The sequence below is a fragment of the Streptomyces sp. NRRL S-1022 genome, from assembly GCF_000720135.1.
Taxonomy (GTDB): Bacteria; Actinomycetota; Actinomycetes; order Streptomycetales; family Streptomycetaceae; genus Streptomyces.
The window spans coordinates 15,914-35,242 of sequence record NZ_JOIU01000006.1 but is presented as its reverse complement, the minus strand read 5'-3'; the positions used below and the strand labels follow the sequence as shown (position 1 = coordinate 35,242).

The following is a 19,329-nucleotide window of genomic DNA, read 5'->3' as shown; positions in this document are numbered from 1 at the left end:
GGGGCCCGCGGCCGGTACGCCCCGCGCGGCCCGCTCACCGGGTCGGGTGAGGCCATCCCCCGAACGAGGCGTTCCGCCTGTCGGACAAGCATGTCGGTCCGCTCGCGCACAGGCGGCCCGTCGCACGGGCGGGCATCGTTCTCTCCGCCCGCCGGCAGGCATCGTTGTCTCCGCCCCGTCCGGCTGCCGATCTGCCGCGCCGGCCGGCCCCGGCGCCTCGGGCGGGCCCCGCCGCCCGCCCTCGCCCGCGCGGACAGGACGGGAGTCACCGGCCGAGCCCCGGTGTGCCGGGGGCCGTCCCGTCACCCCGGGCCGGCCCGGTTCCTCCGGCCCCGGACGGTGCCCTCCGGCCCCGGGCGGTGTCCTCCGGTCGGCGCGCGCCGGGTGCGTGCCGCTCCTATGCTGGGAAGGTCCTGCCGGAAAGAGCCTGCTCGAAGGCCTGCCGGAACGGCCCTGCGGGCAAGGTCCGGGCTCCGACGCGCACCCCGCGCACGGTCTCCTCCCGCATGCTTGGAGCCCGCCCATGTCGCCTACGTCCGTACGCCTGCACCGGGGGGCGGTGGTCGCCGTTCTGGCCGGCGCGCTGCTCGCGCCGGTCACGGCAGGAGCGGCACCGGCCGCCGTACCGGCCGCGTTCACCGCCGGCCGGCCCGGACCGCCCGGACCGTCGCCGTCCGAGCCGGACGTCCGGCGCCTCTCCACCGACGTGGCACGCCGGCTCGACGCGTCCGTGCGGCGGGTGATGCGCGAGGCGAACGTGCCCGGCGCGACCGTCGGCATCTGGACGCCTGGACAGCCCGGTTACGTGCATTCGTTCGGCGTGGCCGACAAGGCGACCGGCCGGAGGATGACCCCGGACCTGTACCTGCGCATCGGCAGCGAGACGAAGACGTTCACCGTGACGGCGCTGCTGCAACTGGTCGACCAGGGGAAGGCCGGTCTGGACGACACGATCGACCGGTACGTCGGCGGTGTACCGAACGGCCACCGGATCACCCTGCGCCAGCTCGCCGGCATGCGCAGCGGGCTGTTCAACTACTCCGAGGACGACGGCTTCTTCAAGGCGCTCACCTCCGACCCCCGGCGCCCCTTCACCCCGCAGCAGCTGCTCGCCTACTCCTTCCGGCACCCGGTGCTGTTCCAGCCCGGCCGGAAGTTCTCCTACTGCAACACGAACCTGATCCTGCTCGGGCTGGTCGTGGAGAAGCTGAGCGGTCAGCGGCTCGGGGCCTATCTCAAGCAGCACGTCCTCGACCCGGCCGGCATGAAGGACACGTCCCTGCCGAGCGGCAGCCGGTTCCCCCGCCCGCACGCGCAGGGCTACACCGACCAGACGGCGGACGGCAAGGTCGCCGAGACCGCCGGCTGGAACCCGTCCTGGGGCTGGGCGGCCGGGGCGATGTACTCCACCCTGGACGATCTGCGCACCTGGGCGCCCACGGTGGCGACCGGCGAACTCCCCGACGGCAAGCGGCTGATCAGCCGCGCCACGCAGCGGCAGCGCCTCGTCACACCGGCGACGCCGATCCCGGGCGTCGGCTACGGGCTCGGCATCTTCGACGTGCACGGCTGGATCGGCCACAACGGCTCCCTGCCCGGCTACGAGTCGCTGACCATCTACCTCCCGGCGACCAGGACCACCCTCGTGGTGCTCCTGAACACCGACATCGGCCAGGACGGCCAGGAACCCAGCACGCTGTTCGGCCAGGCGATCACCCGGATCATCTCCCCTCGGCACGTGTTCGACCTGCCGGCCGAGCCGGCGGCCCGGTAAGGCGCCGACTCGGCCGGTTTTCAGGCCATGTGTGCGAACACGGGGTGCGCACGGCTGTTGACGCGGTGTATTGGTCAGGGACCGACTCGTGAGAGGCCGACCGTCTGGAGACCGTCGTGACCGACACCGACCGTATCGCCCTGGACCCCTTCGGCTCCGACCTCGTGACCGAGAGCGCCCGGCTGCGCGCCCTCGGCTCCGTCGTCCCCGTGGAACTGCCCGGCGGCATCCCCGCCTGGGCGCCCACGGGTTACGACGTCCTCCGGGAGCTGATCCTCGACCCCCGCGTCAGCAAGGACGCACGTCGGCACTGGCGGCTGTGGCCGGAGCTGGACCGGCACCCGTCCTGGCACTGGATGGCGAACTGGGTGGGCGTGGTGAGCATGCTCTCCACCTACGGCGCCGACCACACCCGGCTGCGCAAACTGGTGGCGCCGAGCTTCACCCGCCGGCGCACCGAGGCGATGCGCCCCCGGGTGGCCGCCCTCACGGCCGAGTTGCTGGCCGCGCTGGAGGCAGCGGGGGCCGGGGGCCGCACGGTCGATCTGCGGACCGGGTTCGCCCATCCCCTGCCGATGCGGATGATCTGCGAACTCCTCGGAGTGCCCGAGGAGTTGCGGCCCGATACGGCCCGTCTCATCGCCGACGTCATGGACACCTCCGACCCGGGCCCCGAGCACGCGGCGTCGGTGCACGAGCGGATCGGCACGGTGCTGGGGGCCCTGATCGAGCACCGGCGGGCCCACCCCGGCGACGACATCACCACGGAGCTGATCCGGGTGCGGGACGAGGACGGCGACCGGCTCTCGGACGAGGAGCTGCTGCACACCCTGCTCCTGGTGGTCGGCGCGGGGTTCGAGACCACCGTCAACCTCATCGGCAACGCCGTGGTCGCGCTGCTCACCGGCCAGGAGCAGCTGGCGGCGGTGCGCGCGGGAGCGGTGGACTGGGAGGCGGTGGTCGAGGAGACGCTGCGGGTGCATCCGTCCATCGCCGCGCTGCCACTGCGGTTCGCGGTGACGGAACTGACGGTGGGGGGCGTGACGATTCCGGCCGGGGACGCGATCATCACGACGTACGCCGCCGCCGGGCTCGACCCGGCGCACTACGGTCCCGGCGCGGCCGTCTTCGACGCGGCCCGGGCGGCCGAGGACCATCTGGCGTTCGGCATCGGGGTGCACCGCTGCGTCGGCGCTCCGCTGGCCCGGCTGGAGGCACTGACCGCGCTGCCCGCCCTGTTCTCCCGTTTTCCCGCGATGCGGCTGGCCGTCCCGGCCGGCGAACTGCGCCACGTGCCGTCGTTCATCGCCCACGGCTGGCAGGAGATCCCGGTACGGCTGGAGGGCTGAAGTCCGGGAAGTCCGGCGAGTCCGGGTCCGGGCGCCGTACGGGCCGGCACCGGCGGACAAGGCTCCGCCGGCGGCCTGGGGGGGGGATCGGCCGCCGGCGGAGATGCCGCGCCCGGGGCGGGGGGAGGGCCCTGGGCGGCTCACAGGTCGGATGCCCGGGAATCCAGGCCGTACACCGGAGAGAACAAGCCGATTCGAGCAACGGCAGCGGATAGCGCGATGAGGCGGGTAGAGGCTGGCGGGGAGGGTTTCGTGCGGCGAGCCGACGGGACGGGCGAGGGAATGTTTTCAGCCAACCCGGCGGACACGCCGCGCACTCCCCTCACTCCGCCTCGGCTGTCGTACCTCTCCCCGCATCCCCGCCGCCGCGAGCGCCGCGCCCAGGAGGCAGAGGACGCCGGTGACGACCGCGGAGGCGTGCACGCCGTTCATGAAGGCGCGGGTACTGCCCCACGGCGGAGCCGAGTGTGTCCGGCATCGCCGGGGAGACGGGCGCGACACCCATCGCGACCGCGTCCTTGGCCTGGGCGAGCTGCCCGGCCGGCGCCCGCGGGACGCCCGCGCCGGTCAGCTCGGTGCGCAGGGTGGCGCCGACGCGGGCGCTGATGACGGAGACCAGCACGGAGGTGCCGAGGGCGCCGCCGATCTGCAGTGTGGTGGCCTGGAGGCCGCCGGCCACGCCGCCGTCCCGTACCGGCGCGTCGCCCACGATCGCGTCCGAGGAGGCGGACAGCACCATGCCGACGGCGAGGCCGAGCGCGACGAACGGCGGCCACATGGTGGCGTACGGGGAGTCGCCGGACCAGGCGGGCATGGTGAAGCAGGCCGCGCCCTGGAGGAGCATGCCGAGCGGCATGCGGAAGCGGGCGCCGAAGCGCTGGGTCAGGGCGGCGCCGAGCGGGGACGCGACGAGTGAGGCGAGGCTCAGGTATCAGGGGCAGGGGTGCTGCGGCTGCGCGCCTCGCGGCTGCGGACGGCATAAGCTCTGCGGATGGCGAAGTACTTCGACGTGCACCCCGACAACCCGCAACCGCGCAGCATCGGCCAAGTCGCCGACGCCGTCCGTTCGGGGGCGCTCATCGCATACCCGACCGATTCCTGCTACGCGCTCGGCTGCCGGCTGGGCAGCCGGGACGGCATGGACCGGATCCGTTCCATCCGCCGGCTGGACGACCGGCACCACTTCACACTGATATGCCGGGACTTCGCGCAGCTCGGCCAGTTCGTCCGGGTGGACAACGACGTGTTCCGGGCCGTGAAGGCGTCGACGCCGGGCAGTTACACGTTCATCCTGCCGGCCACCCGCGAGGTGCCGCGCATGCTCCAGCACCCGAAGAAGAAGACCGTGGGCGTGCGCATCCCCGACCACGTGGTCACCCAGGCGCTGCTGGAGGAGCTGGGCGAACCGCTGGTGTCGAGCACACTGCTGCTGCCGGACGAGGAGGAGCCGCTGACCCAGGGCTGGGAGATCAAGGACCGTCTCGACCACGTGGTGGACGCGGTGGTCGACTCCGGGGAGTGCGGCACCGAGCCGACGACGGTGGTCGACTTCTCCGGCGGCGAGGCCGAGATCGTCCGGCGGGGCGCGGGCGACACCGACCGCTTCGAGTGAACGAACGGCACACCGGCCACTCCGGCCGGGCAACGCAATACCGGAGGTCCCGGCCGCTTCCGGTCCCCGGGCGGGACGCCGAGAACACCGGCCGTCCCGAGAAGCAGGCGGGCCGCCCGGGAAACCGGCCACCCCGCGCGGCCGGCAAGACATCAGGGAGCGGGCGGGTGTCGGGCCGTAGGTGGTGCCGGGACGCCGAAGACCCCGGCCGTATCGGGTGACCAGGCGGTATGCCGGGGGCGGGGGTCCGTGCGGGGCGTGGCAGCATGGCCGTAGCCGCGGCGCCGGGCAGGCATCCGCCGCCCGCCGCCCATCCCCGAGGGAGGGCCTTCTCACGATGACCGATGTCCAGGCGACCGCCGTCGACATCCCCACCGAGGACGGCGTCGCCGACGCCTACCTCGCGCACCCTGCCGACGGCCGCCCCCGTCCGGCCGTCCTGCTCTACCAGGACGCCTACGGCCTGCGCCCGCACCTGCGGGCGATGGCCGACCGGCTCGCCGGCGCCGGTTACACGGTGCTGGTGCCGAACGTCTTCTACCGCCACGGCCGCGCGCCGGTCGTGGAGCTGCCCGAGTTCATCGACCCCGGCGCCGACCCGACCATCTGGAAGCGGATCGGCCCGATCCTGGCCGCCCTGACCCCGGACCGGATCAAGCGGGACTCGGACGCCTATCTGCGCTGGCTGGCCGACAGCCCGCTCACGACCGACGGCCCGGTGGCGCTGACCGGCTACTGCATGGGGGCCCGGCTCGCGCTGTGGACCGCCGGCGCCCACCCGGACCGGGTCGCGGCGGCGGCCGGCTTCCACGGCGGGCAGCTGGCCACCGACGACGTGGACAGCCCGCACCTGGAGGCCCGCAACATCACCGCGGAGCTGTACTTCGGGCACGCCGACGAGGACCCGTCGCTGCCCCCGGAGCAGATCGCGCGCTTCGAGGAGGCCCTGACCGCCGCGGGCGTCCGGCACACCTGCGAGGTGTACCCCGGCGCCGGGCACGGCTACACCCAGGCGGACACCACCGCCTACCACCCGGAGGCTGCCGAACGGCACTGGGCCGCGCTGCTGGACCTGCTCGGGCGCACCTTCTGACGCCGGGTCCCGGCGCCCGCGACCGGTGGGCGCCGGGAGGGTCCGGTTCCGCGTTTCCTGCGTATGTCATTGACATGAACGCATCTTGGCCGCAATTCTGAGAGCGCTCTCAAACAGGTACGGACCAATTCCGTACGACCCCGACCCCACACGGAGGTGGAGAGTGCCTCACAGGCTCACCCGCCGGGCGCTGCCCCTGACCGCCGCCACGGCCCTGCTCGGCGGTCTGCTCGCCCTCGCCGCGCCGGACCACGCGCAGGCCGCCGTCCCCGACACCATCCCACTGAAGATCACCAACAACTCGGGCCGTTCCGAGCCCGTCTACGTCTACGACCTCGGCACCCAGCTGTCCTCGGGACAGCAGGGCTGGGCCGACGCGAACGGCGTCTTCCACGCGTGGCCGGCGGGCGGTAACCCGCCGACGCCCGCGCCGGACGCGGCGATACCCGGTCCGGCCGCCGGGCAGTCCAAGACGATCCGCATCCCGAAGTTCTCCGGCCGGATCTACTTCTCCTACGGCCGGAAACTGGACTTCAGACTCACCACCGGCGGACTGGTCCAGCCGGCCGTGCAGAACCCCTCCGACCCCAACCGGGACATCCTCTTCAACTGGTCGGAGTACACGCTCAACGACTCCGGACTGTGGCTCAACAGCACCCAGGTGGACATGTTCTCGGCGCCGTACGCGGTCGGCGTGCAGCGGGCCGACGGCGGTGTGAGCAGCACCGGGCACCTGAAGTCCGGTGGCTGGACGGGCTTCTTCAACGCGCTGCGCGGACAGCCGGGCGGCTGGGCCGGCCTGATCCAGACCCGTTCCGACGGCACCGTGCTGCGGGCGCTGTCGCCGCTGTACGGGGTGGAGACCGGCGCGCTGCCGGCGAACGTGATGGACGACTACGTCAACCGGGTCTGGCAGAAGTACACGACCTCGACGCTGACCGTCACGCCGTTCGCGGACCAGCCGAACACGAAGTACTACGGCCGTGTCTCCGGGAACGTCATGAACTTCACCAACTCCTCCGGCGCGGTCGTCACCAGCTTCCAGAAGCCCGACGCGTCCAGCATCTTCGGCTGCCACAAGCTGCTGGACGCGCCCAACGACAACGTCCGCGGTCCCATCTCCCGTACGCTGTGCGCCGGTTTCAACCGGTCGACCCTGCTGGTGAACCCCAACCAGCCGGACACCACGACGGCGAACTTCTACCAGGACACGGTGACCAACCACTACGCGCGCAAGATCCACGCGCAGATGGCCGACGGGAAGGCGTACGCGTTCGCCTTCGACGACGTCGGCAACCAGGAGTCCCTCGTGCACGACGGCAGCCCGCAGCAGGCGTACCTGACGCTGGACCCGCTCAGCTGACACGGCACGGTCCCGCACCCCGGGGAGCGGGGTGCGGGACCGCGGCGTTCCCGAGTTGCTCAGCCGGTCGTCAGGGCGGTGTCGTCCACGACGAAGCTGGTCTGCAGCGAGGAGTCCTCCACGCCGTTGAACTTCAGCGTGACCGTCTGGCCCGCCAGCGAGGACAGGTCGAAGGTCTTCTGGGTGTAGCCGGAGGCCGCGTTGACGTTCGAGTAGGTGGCGAGGGTCTTCGAACCGGCGGTCACCGTCAGCTTGTCGTACTGAGTGCTGCCGGTCTCGGCGGTGTCGATGTGCAGGTAGAAGGTCAGGGTCGCCTTGCAGCCCGCGGGGATCGTCACCGACTGGGACGCGGAGTCGGTGTGCGAGGAGCCGTACCCGTCCAGCCAGGCCTTGTAGGAGCCGCTGTGGGCCGCCTCACCACTGTCGGTGGTGATGACGCCGCTGGTCGTGGTCCAGCCGGTGCTGCCCGACTCGAAACCGGGGTTGCTCAGCAGCTGGGTGGAGGTGCAGCCGCCGCCGGTCGTGCTGACCGTCCAGCCGAAGGTGGCGGTGCCGGTCGCGCCGGTGGAGTCCTTCACCGTGACGGTGGTGCTGGAGGTGCCCGCCGTGGTGGGCGTGCCGGTGATCAGACCGGTCGAGCTGTTGATCGACAGGCCGGCCGGCAGACCGGAGGCGCTGTAGGTCAGGGCGCCGCTGTTGGTGCTGCTCGCCTGGATCTGCAGGCTCACGGCGGTGCCGACGGTGGCGGACTGGCTGCCCGGGTTGGTGACCGTCACCCCGCTGGCCGGCGGGTTGATGTGGCCGCCGACGTTGATGCCGGCGAAGGCGTTGCCCACCCCCGCGTACTGCGTGGAGTTGGTGCCGTACAGCGCGGCGGCGGCGTTGAGGGCGGCGGTGCGGGCGCCGGCGTAGTTGGTGCTGGACGTCATGTACGACGTCAGCGCCTTGTACCAGATCTTCAGCGCGGCGTCGCGGCCGATGCCGGTGACGGCGACGCCGTCGGAGGTCGGGCTGTTGTAGGTCACGCCGTTGATGACCTTGGTGCCGCTGCCCTCGGACAGCAGGTAGAACATGTGGTTCGCGGGGCCCGAGGAGTAGTGCACGTCCAGGTTGCCGACGCCGGAGTACCAGCTGTCCGCCGAACCGCCGTCCTTGCTCGGCTTGTCCATGTAGCGCAGCGGGGTGCCGTCGCCGTTGATGTCGATCTTCTCGCCGATGAGGTAGTCACCGACGTCGGTGGAGTTGTTGGCGTAGAACTCCACGCCGGTGCCGAAGATGTCGGAGGTGGCCTCGTTCAGGCCGCCGGACTCTCCGCTGTACTCCAGGCCGGCGGTGTTCGAGGTGACACCGTGGCTCATCTCGTGGCCGGCCACGTCCAGCGAGGTGAGCGGGTCGTTGTTGCCCGACCCGTCGCCGTAGGTCATGCAGAAGCAGGTGTCGTCCCAGAAGGCGTTCACGTAGGCGTTGCCGTAGTGGACGCGGGAGTAGGCCGCGACACCGTCGTTGCGGATGCCGCTGCGGCCGAAGGTGTTCTTGTAGAAGTCCCAGGTCATCGCGGCGCCGTAGTGCGCGTCGGCGCCCGCGGTGGCGGCGTTGGAGTTGGTGCCGTCGCCCCAGGTGTCGCTGCTCTGCGAGAACAGCGTGCCGGTGCCGGAGGTGCCGTGGTTCAGGTTGTACGTCTTGTGACCACCGCGGGCCCCGTCGTTCAGCGTGTAGGTCGAGCCCGACTGGGTCGTCGTCAGCGTGACCTGGCCGCTGTACCGGGTGTTGCCGATGCCGGTGTCGACCGCCTGGAACCGGTGCAGTTCCTTGCCGGTGGTGGCGTCGGTGACGACGTGCAGCTTGCTGGGCGTGCCGTCGTCCTGGAAGCCGCCGATCACCGTCTCCCAGGCGAGCTTCGGGGTGCCGGTGCCGGCCCAGATCACCTTGCGGGCGCTGTCGGTGGTGGCCTTCTCGGCGTGCAGGGTCTTCGCGGCCTTCAGGGCCTTGGTCGCGGCGGCGGCCTTGCTGACGGTCGCGGTGGTGGAGCGCACCTTGATCGTGCGCTTGTTGTTGAAGGTGGTGCTCACCGTCCCCTTGGCCAGCGAGGCGGGCGGGGTGTGCACGACGAGATCGCCGCCGAGCACGGGCAGCCCGGCATAGGTGCGCTCGTAACGGGTGTGCAGGGTGCCGTCGTTGTCCTTGACGACGTCCTTGACGACCAGCTTCTCCTGCGCGCCGAGACCGAGGCTGCGGGCGGTCGTGGCGGTGTGCTGCCGGGCGCTCTTGATCAGCGCCTGGTGCTGGGCCGGGCTGAGCTTGGCCGCCAGACCGCCGGCGCGCAGCGGGCTGGGGTGTGCCGCGGCCGGGGCGGCGGTCGCCGGGACCGCTTGGAGGCCGACGGCGAGGAAGGCCGCGGTGGAGAGCAGGGCTGCTCCGACCGTGGCTCCCTTGTGGGGAAGGGATCTGTGGGGTCTCACTCGTACTCCTCCTGCTGCGGCCGCCGATCGGCGGCCGGTGACAGACGGGCAGAGGGGTCTGCTGCCCGGGTGAGCTGAGCTGTGCGGGGCGGTGATCCGTGCTCCGGTGGGGTGGATCAGCGTGGTGAGAATGGCAGCATTGACCGAGTCATGTCACCGTGCGGCGGGTCAATCGAGGGTTTTCCCTATCCGTCCGAGGACCCGAACAGGGAGGCGTGGGGCTGGGGTTCGGCATAGGTTGGGCCGTGGCTGACTTCACGCCTTGGCTGAAAGAGGGACACGACTCATGACCGATCCGGCCACGACGCCCGAGCGGACCGCGCTCCAGAGGATCGACACGTCGGTGCCGCACTCGGCCCGCATCTGGAACTACTGGCTCGGCGGCAAGGACAACTACCCCGTCGACGAGCAGGCGGGCGACGCGTACACCGCCGTCTTCCCCGGCATCGTCGCCATCGCCCGCGGCAGCCGTGCCTTCCTGCGCCGCGGCATCGGGTACCTCGTCGGGGAGGCGGGCATCCGGCAGTTCCTGGACGTCGGCACCGGCCTGCCGACCGCCGAGAACACCCACGAGGTGGCCCAGCGGCTCGCCCCCGAGGCACGGATCGTGTACGTCGACAACGACCCCATGGTCCTCGCCCACGCCCGGGCCTTGCTGTACTCCTCCGCCGAAGGCGCGACCGCCTACATCGACGCCGATGTGACGGACCCGGACCGCATCCTCGCCGCCGCCGCCGAGACGCTGGACCTCAGCCGGCCCACCGCGCTCATCCTGAGCAACATCCTCGGCCACGTCGCCGACCACGACCAGGCCCGCTCCATCGTGGACCGGCTCATGGGCGCGCTGCCCTCGGGCAGTTACCTCTTCGTCAACGACGGGTCGCTCGGCATCGACCCGGTCTTCGAGCAGGCCCAGGAGGCCTACAACAGCAGCGGTGCCGTCCCGTACAACCTGCGCACCGTCGAGGCGATCACCTCGTTCTTCGACGGACTGGAGCTCGTCGAGCCCGGCGTCGTGCCGGTCACCTGCTGGCGCCCTGAGCCCGGTTCGCCCGCCCCGGAGATCGTCGCCGAGCACGGGGGCCTGGCGCGGAAGCCGTGAGCGACGCCGGGGACCGTGCGGATGGCCCGCCGGGGGCAGACCGGGAACGGCGGCGCGCGCCCTGTCGGCAGGCCTCGCGACGAAGCCGGGCCGGCCGGCGGAGCCGCTGCGCGCCGCCCGCGACCGGCTCGGCCCGCCGCGAGGTCCTCGAACCGGCTGCGGAACTGCTCCGCTCTCGCCGAGAGATCGCGCCCAGCCCCTTCCCCGTCGCCGCCGGCCGCGTCGTGCCGGACTCGGCGGCCGCCTTGATCGAACCCGCCGGGCGGCCGCGCGCCGGGTGCGGCCCCGGCAGCCCGTTTCCGGCCTGCGCGTTGTTACCGTGCACCGCGTGTCTGAATCCTCACGCGATACCGCCCAGGGCGCCGGCTGGGGCGCGGCCGAACCCGGCTCCTACAAACGGCTGATGCCCGGCCACGTCGAGAAGCTGTCGTGGCTGAACCCCCGGATCCTGTGGGCCGCCCGCAACGGCGTGCTGGCGTCCTGGTTCGGGGACCCGACCGGCCGTACCCGCAGCCGCTGGGTGGCCCGGCGCGCGGCGGCGGGGGCGCCCGCCGACAAGGTGATCCGGCGGGAGGTGCCGGAGCGGTTCTCCTTCATGGTCATAGGGGACACCGGCGAGGGGGACGACCCCCAGTACGCCGTCGTCCCGGGCTTCCTGAAGGAGAGCCAGGGCACCGACTTCGCGGTGATCGCCAGTGACGTCATCTACCCCGTCGGCGCCGCCGACGACTACCACGGCAAGTTCTTCCGCCCCTACCAGGACTATCCCGCGCCGATCTACGCCGTTCCGGGCAACCACGACTGGTACGAGGATCTCGGCGCGTTCATGCGCGTCTTCTGCGCCGACACCCCGCCGCTCGGCCCGGAGCCGCGGCCCCGCCCGCTCACCCCTGCCTGGTGGCGCTCCCTGCTGTGGCACCGGCCGCGCCCCACCGACGGACAACGGCTCGCGGAGGCGCGGACACTGCGGTCGGCGCCGGGCCAGCAGGCCGAACAGCCCGGGCCGTACTGGGCGATCGACGCGGGCCCGGTGCGGATCGTCGGGATCGACACCGGCCTGCTGGGCACGATCGACGCCGAACAGGGCGCCTGGCTGCGGGAGGTCTCGCGGGGCCCCCGGCCGAAGATCCTCGTCACCGGATCCCCGTTGTACGTCGACGGCGAGCACCACCCCTGCCCCATCGAGGGCGGCGGCACGGTGGACGACGTCGTACGGGCGCCCGAGCACCACTACGTGGCCGCGATCGGCGGCGACATCCACAACTACCAGCGCTATCCGGTCGATGTCGGCGGTCGCATAGTCCAGTACGTCGTCGCGGGCGGCGGCGGCGCGTTCATGCACGCCACGCACACCATCCCGCGGGTGTCGGTCGGCGGCGTCACCGAACGCGATTTCCGCTGCTACCCGCTGCGCGGCGACTCGCTCGCCTTCTACAGCCGGCTCTACGGCCGCCGGCTCGGGCTGCGCCGCTTCTTCACCCTGACCGAGGCGGAGGCGACCGCCGTGGTCGCCGCACGCCTCGGCATCGAGCCGACCCGCGCGCCCGCCGCCGGCACCCGGGTCACCCGCCGGGTCCGCCTGGTCGCGGGCCTCCTCGGGACCGGCCGCCGCCCGGACCGTGCCGCCCGGTTCCGGCTGCCCGTGCGCAAGGTCTACACCCGGTTGTTCTCGCCGTCGTCCGCCACCTACAGCCCGCCGTTCTTCAAGTGCTTCCTGCGGCTGGACGTCGGCCCGGACGCGGTCCGGCTGCGCTGCTTCGCCGCGACCGGCAACCGCGCGCAGGAACTCGATCCGCCGGTCGAGGACGAGGTCGTCATCCCGCTGAAGTGATCACACGGTTGTCACACTCGCCTGCGAGAATCAAGGCGGAGCCGACGTAGAGCCGTTGGAGGAGCCCGTGCCGTCCACCCCCCGCCCGCTGCGCAAGCTGGGTTTCCTCACCATCGGCCTGTTCGACGCGGCGGACCCGGGCCGGGGCCACGAGTCCACGCTGGAGATCATCGAACTGGGCGAGCGGCTGGGCTTCGACAGCGCCTGGGTCCGCCACCGGCACCTGCAGTACGGCATCTCGTCCCCGGTCGCCGTCCTGGCCGCCGCCTCGCAGCGCACCCGCCGGATCGAGCTGGGCACGGCGGTGATCCCGCTCGGCTGGGAGAACCCGCTGCGGCTCGCCGAGGACCTGGCGACGGTCGACATCCTGTCCGGCGGCCGTCTGAACCCGGGCGTCAGCGTGGGTCCGCCGATGCACTACGAGCAGGTCAGAGACGCCCTCTACCCGGACACCGGGGACGCGGAGGATTTCGGGTACGAGCGGGTACGGCGGCTGCTGGCCCTGGTCCGCGGCAAGCCGGCCACCGACTTCAGCGGGGTGGAGGGCTTCGAGGTGTTCAGTGACGTCGTCCAGCCGCACTCCCCCGGGCTCGGCCGGCGGCTGTGGTACGGCGGCGGCAGCCTCGGCTCGGCCCGCTGGGCCGGCGAGCACGGGATGAACTTCCTGACCAGCAGTGTCGTCAGGGCCGGGGACGGCGACGGGCCGCCGGACTTCGCCGAGATCCAGCTGTCCCTCGTCCGGGAGTTCCGGGCCCACCACCCCGACGGCGAGTCGGCCCGCGTCTCCCAGGGTTTGGTGGTGATCCCCACCGACTCGGCGAGCCCGGAGCAGCGTGCCAGGTACGCGGCGTACGCGGCCGAGCGCCTGCCCCGCACGGCCTCCCCGCAGGGCCCGGCGCGCCTGCTGTTCGCCCCGGACCTGGTCGGCACCTCGGAGGAGATCGCCGCACGCCTCCACGCGCACGCCGCCTTCCGCGAGGTCGACGAGGTGGCGTTCGCGCTGCCGTTCACCTTCGGGCACGAGGACTACGTCCAGATCCTGACGGACATGGCGACGAAGCTGGGTCCGGCGCTGGGATGGCGGCCTGCGGCGGACTGAGCGCCGCCTTCACCGCCTCGTCCCGCGCCGCCTCGCCGCCTGGTCCCGTGCCGGCCGGCCGGCACGGCGGGCGCCCGTGCCGTGGGCGCGCCCGCCGGCCGTCACCAGCGTCCCGGCTCCGTCACCAGCGTCCCGGCTCCGTCCCGACGACCGCCTCCGAGGGCCTGCCGTCCACGCCCATGGGCACCTCCCCCGCGAGCATCACCCGGTGCATGATCCGCGGAGCGCCCACGTGCGCGTGGTCGCTCGGGGCGAGGTGCACGGTGGCCCGGTTGTCCCAGAAGGCGACGCTGCCGGGCGCCCAGCGGAAGCGGACCGTGTACTCGGGGCGGACGGCCTGCTCCAGCAGCATCTCCAGCAGGGCCGCGCTCTCCGGACGGGAGACGCCGGTGATCCGCCCCAGGTAGTAGCCGTTGACGAACAGCACCCGCTCGCCCGTCTCCGGGTGCACCCGCACCAGCGGATGGACGGAGGCCACCTGGTGGTCCAGCAGATGGCGGACGTACGCGTCGTCGCCGGGCCGGGGCTGGTAGCCGACGCCGAGCCGGTGCTCGGCGCGCAGCCCGTCCACGAAGGCGCGCACCGGGGCGGACAGTCCGGCGTAGGCGGCGGCCAGGTTGGCCCAGGTGGTGTCGCCGCCGTAGGGCGGGACGGTCTCGGCGCGCAGGATCGTCGCGGCCGGCGGGTCGATCCGGGCGCCGTGGTCGCAGTGCCAGCCGCGCAGCAGGGTGTGCCGCCGCCGGTCCAGCCACTCCGCGTGCTCCATGCCGAACCGGCCGCCCAGCTCCAGCCGGTCCGCCGTGGTCTCCACCTCGGGGAAGCCGGCCGGCGAGGCACTGCCCCGGCGGCCGAGGACGACGGGTTCGCCGAAGCGGCGGGCGAGGGCGACGTGCCCCGCGTGGTCCAGGCGTTGCCCCCGGAAGAACACCACCCTCCAGCGCAGCACGGCCCGCCGGATCAGGGCCACCACCGCGTCCTCCAGCGGCCCCGCGAGGTCCACGCCGGTGATCTCGGCGCCGATGTGCCCGGCGACCGGTGTCACCTCCACGCCCGCGACGCGCTCCGTCCCGTCCCCGGCCACCCTGTCGGTCGTCATGCGCCCTCCGGTGCTCGTCCGTACCGCTACCGGAGGGATCGTGACACCCGCGGGGCTCGGACGGCGAACTCCCGTATCTCCGTGGTCGGCACACGGCCGGGCGGCCGGGAGGTCCCGGGCGGGCCGGTCGGCTCAGCACCGGATGCGGGCGGTGGCGGCCGACCGCAGGATGAACTCGGCTTGCGCGCCGGTGCGGCGGACCGCTCCGGGCGCCGGCCGGTCCCTTGCCGAGCGGCCGATCGGTGGACGGCGTGAACAGTGAACCGACGCACCAGCACGTCCGGATCGCCGTCGTGCTGTTCGCGCTGACCGTGACCGCCGGCTCGATCGACGCCGTCACCTTTCTCGGGCTGGGGCACGCGTTCGCCGCGCTGACGACCGGCAATGTGCTGTTCCTCGGGTTCGGGGCGGTGCGGGCGGGGACACCGGTCGCCCGCCCCGCCGAGGCCCTGGCCGCCTTCGCCGTCGGGGCCGCGGCCGCCCACGCGGTCGTCTCGCGGCTCGACCGTCGCGGACGCCGGTGGTTCGTGCCGGCCGTCACCGCGGAGACCGTGACGGTGCTGCTCGCCGGACTGGTGGTCGTCGGCACGAGCGGGCGGCACGCCCCGTCGGAGCCGGTCACGGCCGTGGCCGTCGCCCTGCTCGCGGCTGCCATGGGGTGGCGCAGTCGCGTCATGGTGCAGGCACGCGTACCGGACATGCCGACCACGGTGCTGCAGATCACCATGGTCAAGCTGCTCGCGGACGTCCTGCCGGGGCGTTCGGCCGTGCCCCGGGAGCCGGTGCCGGCACGGGCGCGACGCGCCGCGACCGTGATCGGGGTGTTCGTCGGCGGGGTCGTGGGCGCCCTGCTGTTGCGGCTGGGTCCCGGACCGGCCCTGGTGTGCGTGGCGGGACTGTCGGGCTGTGTCGCCGCCCTGTACGGGGGGGCCCGGCGGCTGCGGCCGCCGCCGGAGTCGGCACGTGTCCGGTGAGCGACCGCCCTCGGACAGCACCGGGTCCGGCACGGTGGGCCGGGAGGCGGGGTACCCGGGGGCGCACGAGGCGGACGTACGGGAGGGAGCCGCGGATGGCAGCGGAGGACCGGCTGGGGACGTACCGGGGAAAGCGCGACTTCGGGCGGACCCGCGAGCCGTCGGGGCGGGCTCCCGCGGCCGGGGGCGGCGCACCCCGGTTCGTGGTGCAGATCCACGACGCGCGGCGGATGCACTTCGACTTCCGGCTCCAGGTCGGGGACGTCCTGAAGTCCTGGTCGGTGCCCAAGGGCCCGTCCACCGACCCCGGCGACAAGCGGCTGGCGGTGCCGACCGAGGACCATCCGCTGGAGTACGAGGACTTCGAGGGCGTCATCCCGGAGGGCGAGTACGGCGGCGGCACGGTGATCGTGTGGGACCGCGGGACGTACGAGCCGCTCAGCCACGACCGCCGGGGCCGCCCGGTGGACTTCGCGGAGTCCCTGGAGCGCGGGCACGCCTCCTTCCGGCTGCACGGCAGCAAGCTGCACGGTGAGTACGCCCTCACCCGCTTCCGGGACGGCTCGGACGGGGAGGAGGCCTGGCTGCTGGTGCGCAAGGGCCCGGCGCGCTCGGACGGGCACGGCACCCCGGATCCGCGGCGGGCCCGCTCGGTGCGGACCGGGCGCACCCTGGCCCAGGTGGCCGCGCAGGCCGGCCGGGGGTGACGGCGGCACCACGGCACGCGGCCGGATGAACACGGATTCTCGGGTTCCGGCCCCGACGGGCGTGCCGGCGGCTCTAGGTTCGCGGCGGTATCCGCTCGCGTCCCTGGAGGCCCCGCATGCGCACCGTGCTCCGTACCGCCGTGACCGGCCTGGTGACCGCCGCCGCCGTCCTGACCTGTGGCTCCGCCGGGGCGACCCCGGCGGGCCCCGGGGTGACGGCCAGGATCCTTACGCAGACGACCGTCGGGGGCACCGACTACACCCTCCGGGAGATCACCGTCCCGCCCGGTCAGAGCACCGGCTGGCACTACCACGACGGTCCGCTGTACGGCGTCGTGAAGCAGGGCACGCTCAGCCACTTCGACGCCGGGTGCGCCTCGGACGGCGTGTACCGCACGGGTACGTCGATCCAGGAGCCGCCCGGCGCCGACTACGTGCACATAGGCCGCAACCTGGGCGACACGCCGCTCGTCCTGGAGGTGCTGTACGTGCTGCCGCACGGCGCGCCGTTCTCCGAGGACGCGGCGAACCCGGGCTGCCCGTTCCAGTGATCAGCCCTCGGGCAGCGGCTGTTCGGCCCGGCCGGTCCTGCGCCCATGACCTGGCAGGCGGTGGTGTTGACGTGCAGATGGCACTGCCGGAGGTCGCAGACCGACATGGACATGGACGCCTGCTGCAAGGGCCTGGGCGGTCAGGCCGTCGGGGGCGGCCGCGGCCGGCAGGTGCGCCGCCGGCCGGCCCACGACCTCGCCGGCCGGGTGGCCGGTGAGCAGCCGTGCGCCCTCGCTCCATCCGGTCACCGTGCCCTGCGCGTGGAACGACCGCCGTGGCGGCGCCATGCTCCGTACGCCCCGGATGTTCCGGTCGCCCCGGCTCCTCAAGCGCGGAGCGGTCCGCCTCAGCCTCGGTGGGCGCGCAGGGCGGCGAGGGCCCGGTCGGCGTGGGTGTTCATGCGCAGTTCGCTGCGGACGATCTCCAGGACGGTCCGGTCCTGGGCGATCACGAAGGTGACGCGCCTGGTCGGGGCGAGGGAGAAGCCGCGTCTGACGCCGAACCGCTCACGGACCGCACCGTCGGCGTCGGAGAGCAGCGGCATGCCCAGGCCGTGCCGGCCGGCGAACTCCTGCTGCTTGTCGACGGTGTCCCCGCTGATCCCGACCGGCCGGGCGCCGACGGCGGCGAACTCGGCGGCGAGGTCGCGGAAGTGGCAGGCTTCGGCGGTGCAGCCGGGGGTGAGGGCGGCGGGGTAGAAGAAGAGGACGACCGGGCCGCCGGCGAGCAGTTCGGTGAGCCGGCGGGTGGTGCCGGTCTCGTCGGGCAGGGCGAAGTCCTCGGCCTTGTCGCCGATCGTCAGGCGCTCGGTCACGACCGCCCCTCCCCACCGCGGGCCACCGCGCGCGCCCACATCACCAGGGGCACCTGGAGGGGCAGCCGGGAGAGGGCCGCGGCCTTCAGGGGCGCCGGCCGGTGGCGCCAGTCCACGGCCATCTTGACGTTGGCCGGGAACACACCGACGAAGAACGCGGCGGCCGCCCTCGCCGCCACCGCGCGGGTCGCGGGCGCCGCGATCCCGGCCGCCAGGGCCAGCTCCACGACGCCGCTGCCGTACGTCCAGGCGCGGGGCGAGCCCGGCAGGGCACGGGGGATGACGGCGTCGAACTGGCGCGGGGCGGCGAAGTGGGCGATTCCGCCGGCTGCCAGCAGACCGGCGAGCAGCAGGGGTGAGCGTTCGGACCGGGGCACGGTTCCTCCTCTGGTGGCCTGCCGCCGGATATTACTGGACGGTAGACCCGGCGACCGCCGGCCGGGGCGGCGCCGGGCCCGCGGGGCGTTCGCAGGGAGACGGTGGCGTAGCTCATCACCTCGGCGCTGCCGGGGACCGCACACGGGTCCTCCGCGCGGCGGGTGAGGACGCCGGCGGGCCGGGTCTCGCGGGGCGGTGATCCGGTCTTGCCGATGCCGGGGAGGGCGGGTGCGGTGATCCGGTCTTGCCGATGCCGGGGAGGGCAGGGCAGCCTGGTGCCATGGGTGGTCAGGACGGACCCACCCTCATCGGCTCCGTGCAGCGGGCGTTCCGGCTGCTGGAGGCGGTGAGCGAGCACGAGAACGGCGCGCCCGCGAAACAGCTGGCACGCGAGACGGGGCTGCCCCTGGCCACCGCCTACCACCTGCTGCGCACCCTGGTGCACGACGGGTACGTGCGGAAGCTGGACGACGGCGGCTTCGTCCTCGGCGACCGGCTGGACTCGCTGCACACGGCGAGCCGTACCCAGACGCTGCTCAGCCGCGTGCGCCCGACCCTGGCCGCCCTGCGGGACGAGCTGTCCACCGCCGCCTACCTCACGTTCTACGAGGACGGCGAGATCAGGGTCGCCGATATCGTCGACGGGCCCCGGACTCCCCGGGTGGACCTCTGGGTCGGGTTCGAGGACGCCGGACACGCCACCGCGCTGGGCAAGTCCGTGCTGCGCGAGATGGACGAGGAAGCCCGCCGGGACTACCTCGCCCGGCACCACCTGGCCGATCTCACCCCCCGGACGGTCACCAGCGTCCCGGAGCTGCTGCGCCGGATCCAGTCGCCCCCGCTGGCACCGGCCGTCACGGACCTGGAGGAGTACGCGATCGGCACCGTCTGCGTCGCCGTCCCCGTCTACCGCGGCGGCGTCATCGGCTCGCTCGGCGTCTCCCTGCCGGTGGAGCGGCGGGACCGCCTCCCGGACATCCGGGCCCGGCTGCTGTCCATCGCGAGCCGGGTGACCCGGGGGCTCTCGCTCACTATCTGAAAACCCGCTCCTTGCCGCCGCCCCGCCCAGCCCGTTCTCTAGATGAAACGGACATTACGGGTGTGCACCCCCTACCGGCGAGGACTG

16 protein-coding genes and 1 pseudogene are annotated in these 19,329 nt (G+C 73.1%); 12 read left to right on the top strand and 5 right to left on the bottom strand.

Annotated features, from left to right (window positions below; genetic code table 11):
* The first annotated feature begins 523 nt into the window (after positions 1-523).
* Positions 524-1,774: a serine hydrolase domain-containing protein gene (locus tag IG05_RS0108220; protein WP_030340539.1), complete on the top strand. Its 1,251-nt coding sequence runs from the start codon at positions 524-526 to the stop codon at positions 1,772-1,774.
* Between the two features lie 116 nt (positions 1,775-1,890).
* Positions 1,891-3,123 carry a cytochrome P450 family protein gene (locus IG05_RS0108215; protein WP_030340538.1) on the top strand — a complete coding sequence of 411 codons (1,233 nt, stop codon included), beginning with the start codon at positions 1,891-1,893 and terminating at the stop codon, positions 3,121-3,123.
* A gap of 288 nt (positions 3,124-3,411) precedes the next feature.
* Here the strand turns inward: IG05_RS0108215 and IG05_RS0108210 are convergent.
* A pseudogene (locus tag IG05_RS0108210) lies at positions 3,412-4,051 on the bottom strand (MFS transporter); the annotation flags it as partial.
* 63 nt (positions 4,052-4,114) lie between these two features.
* On the opposite strand from IG05_RS0108210, the gene IG05_RS0108205 reads away from it, so the two are divergent.
* The 3 genes from IG05_RS0108205 to IG05_RS0108195 all read left to right on the top strand — a co-directional run bounded on the left by IG05_RS0108205 (position 4,115) and on the right by IG05_RS0108195 (position 7,191).
* Complete coding sequence (locus IG05_RS0108205; RefSeq protein WP_030340535.1) at positions 4,115-4,735, top strand: L-threonylcarbamoyladenylate synthase; 621 nt, start codon at positions 4,115-4,117, stop codon at positions 4,733-4,735.
* Positions 4,736-5,072: 337 nt separating this feature from the next.
* Positions 5,073-5,828, top strand: a complete 756-nt coding sequence (locus IG05_RS0108200) for a dienelactone hydrolase family protein (RefSeq protein ID WP_030340533.1) — start codon at positions 5,073-5,075, stop codon at positions 5,826-5,828.
* A gap of 163 nt (positions 5,829-5,991) precedes the next feature.
* Positions 5,992-7,191 (top strand): glycoside hydrolase family 64 protein, encoded by a 1,200-nt coding sequence (locus tag IG05_RS0108195; protein WP_030340532.1) that lies wholly within the window; start codon positions 5,992-5,994, stop codon positions 7,189-7,191.
* A gap of 59 nt (positions 7,192-7,250) precedes the next feature.
* Here IG05_RS0108195 and IG05_RS0108190 read toward each other — a convergent pair whose 3' ends face one another.
* Positions 7,251-9,650, bottom strand: coding sequence for a M4 family metallopeptidase (locus IG05_RS0108190; protein ID WP_030340531.1), 2,400 nt, complete (start codon positions 9,648-9,650; stop codon positions 7,251-7,253).
* A gap of 286 nt (positions 9,651-9,936) precedes the next feature.
* Here IG05_RS0108190 and IG05_RS0108185 point away from each other — a divergent pair, with 286 nt between their 5' ends.
* From IG05_RS0108185 to IG05_RS0108175, 3 genes are all read left to right on the top strand, one after another.
* Positions 9,937-10,752 (top strand): SAM-dependent methyltransferase, encoded by an 816-nt coding sequence (locus tag IG05_RS0108185; RefSeq protein ID WP_030340530.1) that lies wholly within the window; start codon positions 9,937-9,939, stop codon positions 10,750-10,752.
* Positions 10,753-11,080: 328 nt separating this feature from the next.
* Positions 11,081-12,583 (top strand): metallophosphoesterase family protein, encoded by a 1,503-nt coding sequence (locus IG05_RS0108180; RefSeq protein WP_030340528.1) that lies wholly within the window; start codon positions 11,081-11,083, stop codon positions 12,581-12,583.
* A gap of 67 nt (positions 12,584-12,650) precedes the next feature.
* Positions 12,651-13,682 carry an LLM class flavin-dependent oxidoreductase gene (locus tag IG05_RS0108175; protein ID WP_030340526.1) on the top strand — a complete coding sequence of 344 codons (1,032 nt, stop codon included), beginning with the start codon at positions 12,651-12,653 and terminating at the stop codon, positions 13,680-13,682.
* 121 nt (positions 13,683-13,803) lie between these two features.
* Here the strand turns inward: IG05_RS0108175 and IG05_RS0108170 are convergent, their stop codons facing one another.
* On the bottom strand, positions 13,804-14,778 hold the full coding sequence (locus IG05_RS0108170) for a TauD/TfdA dioxygenase family protein (RefSeq protein ID WP_030340524.1): 975 nt from the start codon (positions 14,776-14,778) through the stop codon (positions 13,804-13,806).
* 251 nt (positions 14,779-15,029) lie between these two features.
* Between IG05_RS0108170 and IG05_RS0108165 the strand changes: the two genes are divergently transcribed.
* From IG05_RS0108165 to IG05_RS0108155, 3 genes are all read left to right on the top strand, one after another.
* On the top strand, positions 15,030-15,752 hold the full coding sequence (locus IG05_RS0108165; protein ID WP_063760073.1) for a YoaK family protein: 723 nt from the start codon (positions 15,030-15,032) through the stop codon (positions 15,750-15,752).
* A gap of 95 nt (positions 15,753-15,847) precedes the next feature.
* Positions 15,848-16,459, top strand: a complete 612-nt coding sequence (locus tag IG05_RS0108160; RefSeq protein ID WP_030340521.1) for a DNA polymerase ligase N-terminal domain-containing protein — start codon at positions 15,848-15,850, stop codon at positions 16,457-16,459.
* Positions 16,460-16,575: 116 nt separating this feature from the next.
* Positions 16,576-17,010, top strand: coding sequence for a cupin domain-containing protein (locus IG05_RS0108155; RefSeq protein ID WP_030340520.1), 435 nt, complete (start codon positions 16,576-16,578; stop codon positions 17,008-17,010).
* Between the two features lie 347 nt (positions 17,011-17,357).
* Here the strand turns inward: IG05_RS0108155 and IG05_RS0108150 are convergent, their stop codons facing one another.
* Together IG05_RS0108150 and IG05_RS0108145 are read right to left on the bottom strand one after the other, a co-directional pair.
* Positions 17,358-17,825, bottom strand: coding sequence for a peroxiredoxin (locus tag IG05_RS0108150; protein WP_030340518.1), 468 nt, complete (start codon positions 17,823-17,825; stop codon positions 17,358-17,360).
* Positions 17,822-18,202: a membrane protein gene (locus tag IG05_RS0108145; protein ID WP_030340516.1), complete on the bottom strand. Its 381-nt coding sequence runs from the start codon at positions 18,200-18,202 to the stop codon at positions 17,822-17,824. Before IG05_RS0108145 ends, IG05_RS0108150 begins: the two co-directional genes overlap by 4 nt.
* 281 nt (positions 18,203-18,483) lie before the next feature.
* Between IG05_RS0108145 and IG05_RS0108140 the strand changes: the two genes are divergently transcribed.
* Positions 18,484-19,242 (top strand): IclR family transcriptional regulator, encoded by a 759-nt coding sequence (locus IG05_RS0108140; RefSeq protein ID WP_030340514.1) that lies wholly within the window; start codon positions 18,484-18,486, stop codon positions 19,240-19,242.
* Positions 19,243-19,329: the final 87 nt, after the last annotated feature.